At 71.5% G+C, this 7,768-nt stretch carries 7 protein-coding genes and 1 pseudogene; 4 read left to right on the plus strand and 4 right to left on the minus strand.

Going from position 1 to position 7,768, the window contains the following annotated elements; all coding sequences use genetic code 11:
* Together dnaN and recF are read left to right on the plus strand one after the other, a co-directional pair.
* Positions 1–651, plus strand: a pseudogene (gene dnaN / locus I53_RS29215) (DNA polymerase III subunit beta); the annotation flags it as partial.
* Between the two features lie 209 nt (positions 652–860).
* Positions 861–2,015, plus strand: coding sequence for a DNA replication/repair protein RecF (gene recF, locus I53_RS29220; RefSeq protein ID WP_051045120.1), 1,155 nt, complete (start codon positions 861–863; stop codon positions 2,013–2,015).
* A 7-nt stretch (positions 2,016–2,022) separates the two neighbouring features.
* Here the strand turns inward: recF and I53_RS29225 are convergent, their stop codons facing one another.
* On the minus strand, positions 2,023–3,714 hold the full coding sequence (locus tag I53_RS29225) for a HAMP domain-containing methyl-accepting chemotaxis protein (protein ID WP_043357702.1): 1,692 nt from the start codon (positions 3,712–3,714) through the stop codon (positions 2,023–2,025).
* A gap of 428 nt (positions 3,715–4,142) precedes the next feature.
* Between I53_RS29225 and I53_RS29230 the strand changes: the two genes are divergently transcribed.
* Positions 4,143–4,538, plus strand: coding sequence for a VOC family protein (locus I53_RS29230; RefSeq protein WP_043357704.1), 396 nt, complete (start codon positions 4,143–4,145; stop codon positions 4,536–4,538).
* Between the two features lie 44 nt (positions 4,539–4,582).
* Complete coding sequence (locus tag I53_RS29235) at positions 4,583–5,170, plus strand: histidine phosphatase family protein (RefSeq protein WP_043357706.1); 588 nt, start codon at positions 4,583–4,585, stop codon at positions 5,168–5,170.
* On the opposite strand, the gene I53_RS29240 is transcribed toward I53_RS29235, so the two are convergent.
* The 3 genes from I53_RS29240 to I53_RS29250 all read right to left on the minus strand — a co-directional run bounded on the left by I53_RS29240 (position 5,171) and on the right by I53_RS29250 (position 7,606).
* Entirely contained in the window at positions 5,171–5,887 is a 717-nt protein-coding gene (locus I53_RS29240; RefSeq protein ID WP_043357709.1) for a hypothetical protein, read from the minus strand.
* 61 nt (positions 5,888–5,948) lie between these two features.
* Complete coding sequence (locus tag I53_RS29245) at positions 5,949–6,941, minus strand: nickel transporter (protein WP_043357711.1); 993 nt, start codon at positions 6,939–6,941, stop codon at positions 5,949–5,951.
* Entirely contained in the window at positions 6,932–7,606 is a 675-nt protein-coding gene (locus I53_RS29250; protein ID WP_043357713.1) for a DUF1007 family protein, read from the minus strand. The genes I53_RS29245 and I53_RS29250 overlap by 10 nt, the downstream gene beginning before the upstream one ends.
* Between the last annotated feature and the right edge of the window lie 162 nt (positions 7,607–7,768).

A 7,768-nucleotide genomic window follows, 5' to 3' on the forward strand; every position in this document is an offset into this window, starting at 1 on the left:
CGGCATCTACCTGCACACGCTGGAGACCGAGGCGGACCCGTGATGCGGGCCGTGGCCACCGACGGCCACCGGCTCGCCCGCGTCGAGATCCCGGCCCCGCAGGGCAGTGTCGGCATGCCTGGCGTGATCGTGCCCCGCAAGGCGGTCGCCGAGATCCAGAAGCTCCTCGACGACGGCGGCGAGACCGTCGCGGTCGACCTGTCGCCCGCCAAGATCCGCCTGCGCTTCGCGGGTGGCCTGACCCTCATCTCCAAGCTGATCGACGGCACCTTCCCGGATTACCAGCGGGTGATCCCGGCCAACAACGACAAGCGGCTGACCGTGGAGCGCGACGCCTTCGCCAAGGCGGTGGACCGGGTCTCGACGATCTCGTCGGAGCGCGGGCGCGCGGTGAAGCTCGGGCTCGCCGAGGGGCGCCTCGCGCTCTCGGTGAACAACCCGGATTCGGGCAGCGCCACCGAGGAGCTCGATGTCGACTACGAGGCCGCCAACCTCGATATCGGCTTCAACGCCCGCTACCTGCTCGACATCACCGCACAGCTCGAGGGCGACACCGCCCTGTTCAAGCTCGCCGACCCGGGCTCCCCGACCCTGATCCAGGATCGCGAGGGCGCGCCGGCGCTGTACGTGCTGATGCCGATGCGGGTGTGAGTCTGCCGCGGCACGTCCTGGTCCTGCCCTCGTCCTGAGGTGCCGGAGCGTAGCGGAGGCCTCGCAGGAGGTCTCCAGATGGCGACACGGGTTCTGGAGCACTCCTTCGAGGGCCGCCGACGCGGGCACCTCGGGATGCGGTAGTTGGATGGGATGTCAGACAAGAAGGGACGGTTGAGCGCGGTGCGGCTCGACCTCCGGGTTCCCCGATGAGCGATGTCCTCGATCCGCGGGTCGAGCCCAACGGGTCGGATCTGCGCGTCACACGCCTGATCGCCCGTGATTTCCGCAACCACGCCGATCTCGAGCTCACCCCCGGGGCGCGGTTCGTGGCGCTGGTCGGGGAGAACGGCGCGGGCAAGACCAACCTGCTCGAGGCGATCTCGCTGTTCGTGCCGGGAAGGGGCCTGCGCCGGGCGGAATTCGCCGCGATGGCGCGCAACGGCGGTCCGGGGGGCTTCGCCGTGTCCCTCACCCTCGATCGAGAGGGCTCCGAGCACCGGCTTGGCACGGGGCTGGAGCCGCCGGGCCCCGACGGGCGGACGAGCCGGCTCTGCCGGATCGACGGCGCCACCGCCGCCTCGCCGGTGGCGTTCAGCGAGTTCCTGCGGGTGGTCTGGCTGACCCCCGACCTCGACGGGCTGTTCCGCGGCGCGGCCGGGGACCGGCGGCGGTTCCTCGACCGTCTCGTGCTGGCCGTCGATGCCGCGCACGGCGCCCGGGTCTCCGCGATGGAGCGGGCCCTGCGCTCGCGCAACCGCCTGCTGGATGAGCGCCCCGACGACGACCGCTGGCTCGACGCGGTGGAGCGGGAGGTCGCCGAGCTGGGCGTCGCCGTGGCCCTCGCCCGGCGCGAGACCGCCGAGCGCCTCGACCGGCTGATCGCCGAGACCCGGGACGACGCGCAGCCCTTCCCCTGGGCCTCCATCCGGCTCGAAGGCGATCTGGACGATCTCGTCGCGGTCTGGCCGGCCATCGAGGCGGAGGACCGCTACCGCCTCGCCCTGCGCAACGGTCGCCACCGGGACCGGGCCGCCGGGCGCACCCTGATCGGGCCGCAGAGCAGCGACCTCGTGGTCCGCCACGGTCCCAAGGACGTGCCCGCGGGCACGGCGTCCACGGGGGAGCAGAAGGCGCTCCTGATCGGTCTCGTCCTCGCCCATGCGCGGCTCGTGCGCGCCATGAGCGGCATCGCCCCGCTGATCCTGCTCGACGAGGTGGCGGCCCATCTCGATCCCCGCCGCCGGGCCGGCCTGTTCGAGGCCCTGGAGGCACTCCCGGGGCAGGTCTGGATGACCGGTGCCGACCCGGACGCCTTCGCCCAGGCCGGCGCACGGACCGAGGTGTTGCGGATCGGGGCCTGAGCCGGCCTCAGGCCGCCCGCACCGTGCTCAGGAAGCGGGCGACCTCCGCCCCGAGATGCTCGGACTGGCGCGACAGCTCGCCCGCCGCGCCCAGCACCTGGGCGGCGGCCGCGCCGGTTTCCTCGGAGGCTCTGGCGACGCCGGTGATGTTGCTGGTCACCTCGTCGGTTCCGGCCGCGGCCTGGGAGACGTTGCGGACGATCTCCTGCGTCGCCGCACCCTGCTCCTCGACGGCCGCCGCGATGGTGGTGGCCACCCCGTCGATCTCGCGGATGCGGCTGGCGATCGTCTCGATGGCCGTGACCGCCTGGCCGGTGACGCCCTGGATCTGTCCGATCTGCTGGCTGATCTCCTCGGTGGCCCGTGCGGTCTGGGCGGCGAGTTCCTTGACCTCGGCGGCGACCACCGCAAAGCCGCGGCCGGCATCCCCCGCGCGGGCCGCCTCGATCGTCGCGTTGAGCGCGAGCAGGTTGGTCTGCCCGGCGATGGTCGAGATCAGCCCGACCATGTCGCCGATGCGGGCCGAGGCTTGGCTCAGCGCCTGGACGAGATGCTGCGTCTGATCGGCCTCGCCCACCGCCGACTGGGCGAGCTGGGCCGAGCCGGAAACCTGCCGGCCGATCTCCTGCACCGACGAGCCCAGTTCCTCCGCGGCGGCCGCCACGGTCTGGACATTGGCGGAAGCTTCCTCGGCGGCGGCGGCCACGGTGGTGGACTGGCTGGCCGTCTCGGTGGCGCTGGCCGTCATGGTCTGGGCGGTGGCCTGGAGTTCGGTGGCCGAGGACGAGACCATCCCGACGATGCTGCCGATCGCCCGCTCGAACCCGTCCGCCAGCTCCAGCATGGTGCGCCTGCGCTCGGCGGCCGCGGCCTCGTCGGCAAGCCGCTTGACCTCGGCCTCCTCGGCGGCCTTGCGGGCGACCATGGCCTTGATGCCCTCCACCGCCTTGCCGACGGCGCCGACCTCGTCCTTGCGCGCCGCCTCCTTGATCTCGGCATCGATCTCGCCCTGCGCCATGCGCTGCAGGACCATGACCAAACGATCGAGCGGGCGAGTGATGCCGACCGTCGCGACGAACACGGCCGCGATCAGTCCGGCGAGCAACCCGAGGGCGCTGACGGTCATCAGGGCGCGGCGGGTGTCGTTGGTCTGATCGGTCAGGTCGTCCGAGCCCTTCGCCATGTAAGCGCTGATGTCTTCGGCGAGCCTGTTGCCGTCCGCGAGCATGCCGGAAAAGACCGGGTCGATCGCCGAGTGGACCAGCGCGATGGCTTGGTCGTTCTGGTTGGAAGTGCCGAGCCGGCGAACCTCGCTGACGTCCCGGATGTAGCGCTCCATGCGTGCCGCCTGCTCGTCGATGCGCGCCGCGAAGCTCGGTGCGTGCGACCGGAAGACCGGCAGCAGTGCCTTCACCTCAGGCAGGACGGCTTCGAAGCCCTTGTTGGCATTCTCCATCTGGGACGGCTCGGTCTCCGCTATGACCCGGTACACGTAGTAATTGAGCTCAATCATCAGGCGGTTGAGCCGGCGCGCCTCGGCGACGGCGGCCGCCTCGTTGACGATGAAGTGGCTGTACCCGTCGTCGATCTTGGTCATCTGTGACTGTGCATACCAGATGCATCCGCCGACGATCGTAACGATCAGGGTAATCACGGCCACCAGTTTCGGCAGAACCTTGATGTTGGACAAGCGTAACATGGCGGTCGTGCACCCGATCGGACTGGTTGGTCTGTGAAATAATCGATCCCGGAGCATTTGTAAGCATCATACGTAAAAAATCTATTAATACGGTGGTGTTATCAAGATACAAACATCGGCAGATTTGAGATTGAAACTTTACAGGTGGTGATGTTGTCGAATATCACTAATCTTTTCTCGAATAGGACATCGAGAAAGACAAATCCAAAGCGAATTGGATGGTCGATCATGAGAACCTGCGGTCGAAAAGCCCGGACGATGTCCTGCCGGTCTCCCCGCGTCCGGTGACGCCGACCCTCCGAGGGTGCGGCGCCGGACACCATCGGGGCCGCGGATCTGCAGTCGGGGCCGGCCCTTTTCGGCACGTGGGTCGGGCGCCACATAGGAGGCCCGGCGCGCCGCCCGCCCGCTCACGGAACCCACAGCATATGTCCAAGCCCGTCCACGCCATGATCCGCGTCCTCGAGGAGGAGCGCGCGCGCGACTACTATGCCCGCGCCTTCGGCCTGGAGGTCTCCGACCGGTTCGACTTCCCGGACTTCACCCTCGTCTACATGCGGGATCCGGCCTCGCCGTTCGAACTGGAGCTCACGGTGAACAAGGGCCGCGACAAGCCCTACGATCTCGGCGACGGCTACGGGCACATCGCCTTCGTGGTCGACGACGTGGAGGCCGAGCACGCCCGGCACCGGCGCGAAGGCTTCACGGCCACCGACGTCAAGACGCTCAAACACGGGGATGACGTGCTGGCGCGGTTCTTCTTCGCCACCGATCCGGACGGCTACAAGATCGAGGTCATCCAGCGCGGCGGCCGCTTCGTCTGACCGGTCCCGTGCACCCCGCCCTCCCCGACACGCATCCGAGATCCATGCAGGACAAGACCCGCATCGTCTGCATCCGCCACGGGCAATCCACGTTCAACGCCGCGCACAGGCATGGGGGCGGCGATCCCGGCCTCCTCGACGCGCGCCTGACCGAGCTGGGCCACGCCCAGGCCCGGGCCGCGCGGGACCGGCTCCGGTCGGTCCCCTTCGATCTGGTGGTGGTCTCGCCCCTGACCCGGGCGATCGAGACCGCCGCGATCCTGTTCGGCGACCATCCGCGCCGGCCGCGCGTCCTCGTCGAGGTGCTGCACCGGGAATGCCAGGAGAGCAGCTGCGACGTCGGCCGGGCGGCCTCGGAGATCGCCGCGGAGTTTCCGCACCTCGATGTCGGGCACCTGCCCGAGGTCTGGTGGCATGCGGAGCCGGGCTGCGAGGTCGGCGGCTACCCGGTGGAGCCGCGCCCCCTGTTCGACGCCCGGGTCGCGGCGTTCCGCGACTGGCTGCGGGCCCGGCCGGAAGCCACCATCGCGGTGGTCGGGCACGGCACGTTCTTCTACCACCTCACCGGCACGTTCCTGGAGAATTGCGGCTCCATCGAGCTGGATCTCGATGCGGCGCCCGCGGCGGCCTGATCAGGCCAGCGCCCCGGTCCGCGCGGCGTCCATGCGCTGACGGGCGCCGACGAGCGCGATCTCCGGAGCCTGTCGGCCGATGGCGAGCGCCTCGTCGAGGATCGCGCAGGCCTGGCTCCAGGTCCCGGCCACGAAGGGCGCGGCGCCTTCGGCCACCTCCGCGGCGCAGCGTGCATCCGTGCCCGCGCGTTGTGCCGCCGTCGCGGTGCGGGACACCGCCGCGGTGAGCGCGCCCTCGCGCCAGCGCCGCGCCTCGGCCGCCGCCTGCGAACGCGCCCCGCCCCGCCACGCGGCCGCGTTCGCCGCCGCCAGGGCCGCGGGCCAGTCCGGCGCGCCGACGCAGGCCTTCGCGTCCTCGACCATGCCGGCGACGGCGCAGAGCGGCGCCAGGATGCGGCGGACACTCTCCAGCGCCAGCGTCCGGGTGCGGGCGGCCTCGATCTCCGGAGCGTCGGCGCTGCCCGACAGCCGCAGCACGAAGGCCATCAGCTGGGGGCGCGCCTCGTCCGGCATGGTGTCGTTGAGCCCGAGGGCGTAGGCGGCGACCGGCCTGGAGAAGCAGGGCGGGCAATCGGCGCTGGAGCGGATCGCCCGGTAGGGCAGGCCCGCGGCCACGATCGCGGCCTCGTTGATGCAGGTCCCGCCGTCCGGGCCGGGGAAGGGATGCGATCCGGCGAGCAGACGCCAGTTCAGGATCGTCTCGAAATCGGGATGCATCAGCGCGCGCTCCGTCTCGGGTGCGCAGCGTGGCACGCCGCGCCCCGGATGGCGAGGCCCTTCAGCCGCCGAGCCCAGGCGCGAGGCCGGAGAGCATGGCGGCTCCCAGAACCAGCACGAAGGCGGCGGCGACGAGTTCGAGGCCGCCGAGCGCCAGGAGGCCCGCCTGTCCCCGGCCGCCGGCGAGGCGCAGGGCCGCGCGCTTGGCGAAGACCGCGAGGCAGGCCAGCGCCGTCGTGGTCAGGGCGGTGCCGAGGGCCATCGCCAGAACCGCCAGCACGCCCGCCCCGGGCACGCCCTGCGACACCGCGAAGACCAGGACCAGAACCGCGCCGGCGCAGGGGCGCGTGCCCGCCGCCAGCACCACCCCGGCCCGCTCGCGCCACGTGTCGAGGGTGTCGAGGGCCTGCGGCCCGGGCAGGTGGTTGCAGCCCGGGCCGCAGCCCGCACCGAGGGTCGCGAGGCGTCCGGCCTTGCGCCACGTCAGCACCAGCCCGATCAGGGCGACGAGGGCGAAGCTCACGGTCTCGATCAGGGTGCCGGCCCGGGTGATGCTCGCCGCCGTGGCGTTGAGGACCAGGGTGCCGAGGCCGACGATCGCCCCGGCCATGCAGGCCTGGAGCAGCGCGGCGCAGAGGCTCAGCGCGGCGCCGCGCCGGAGCGCCCGCTCCCCCGCCAGGATGTAGCCGGCGATCACCGCCTTGCCGTGGCCGGGACCGGCGGCATGGAACACCCCGTACGCGAAGGCGAGGCCGACCAGCGGGTCCCAGCTGCCGCCGCCCCGCAGCGCGCTGACCGCCGCGTTCAGGCTGCGGGAAAAGCTCGCCTGCAGTGCCAGGATCACCCCGCCGATCCCCGTGGCGGACGGGGCAGCCTCCCGGAAGCCGATCCCGAAGGGCGAGCGCGGCGGCGGCGCGGAGAGGCCGGGCGCGACGAGCCACGCGATCCCGGCCGCCAGGAGCGCGGCCAGCCCGATGGCCAGCGCCATGAGGCCGAGCCTCAGCCCCAGCCGTCCCGCCCCGGCGGGGGCGACGATCCCGATCCCTACGGACATGCCACGAGAACCCGGCTGGCGAACTGCACCCCGTAGGTCGAGGCGGCGGTGAGCGCCTCGAAGAAGGCCTCGGTCATCCCCGGGGATCCGGCATCGGCCGTCTTCGGCTGCTCGGTCTTCGGGCGGGTCACCGTGGCGGCGCAGCCCTGCGGCGCTCCCGCGAGGGTCGCGGCGTCGGTCCCCTCGGCGAACGAGAAGGCGACGAAATAGGTCGGGTCGTAGACCTCCAGCGCAGCCACGCCCCGCCCCTGCTGGACCGGCGTCTTCAGGGGCAGCAGGAAGGTCATGACCAGCGCCTTGTCCTCCATATGGGCTGCCGGCTCCTTCGGATCGCTGAAGGCCTGCTCCTTGCCGCCGACCTTCAGCTTCGTGAAGTAGCCGAACTCGGCGAGGTTGGCGGTGTTCTCGGCCGCGAGCCCGGCAAGCTCCTCCGGGCTGAGCTTGCCGTCCTTGTTGGTGTCGAGGCCCTGGGTCACGAAGGCCGTGTATTCGGGGTCGAAGCTCCACGTGTCGCGGACGCCCACGAGCTTTCCGCCCTCGTAGACGAGCTGCGCCTTGGCGGTGACCCAGACGTGGGGGTGGGCGCAGGCCGCCGAGGCGGCGCAGGCGAGGGCGGCGGCCAGCACCAGGGCGAGCGGTTTCGGGCAGTGCGCGGCGATCAGCATGGAAGGAGGCACGCTCGCGGCGGGAGGAACACGGTCAGGCCGGATCTTCCTCGCGTGCCGGTTGGGCGAAAGCGAGGCGCCGCCCCGTCGCGTGCGCCGCTCACTCGCCCCCGTCGAGCCCCATCAATTGGAAGCTCACCCGCAGGTCGTTCGACATCGGGA

Source organism: Methylobacterium sp. B1, assembly GCF_000333255.1.
Lineage (GTDB): Bacteria > Pseudomonadota > Alphaproteobacteria > Rhizobiales > Beijerinckiaceae > Methylobacterium > Methylobacterium fujisawaense.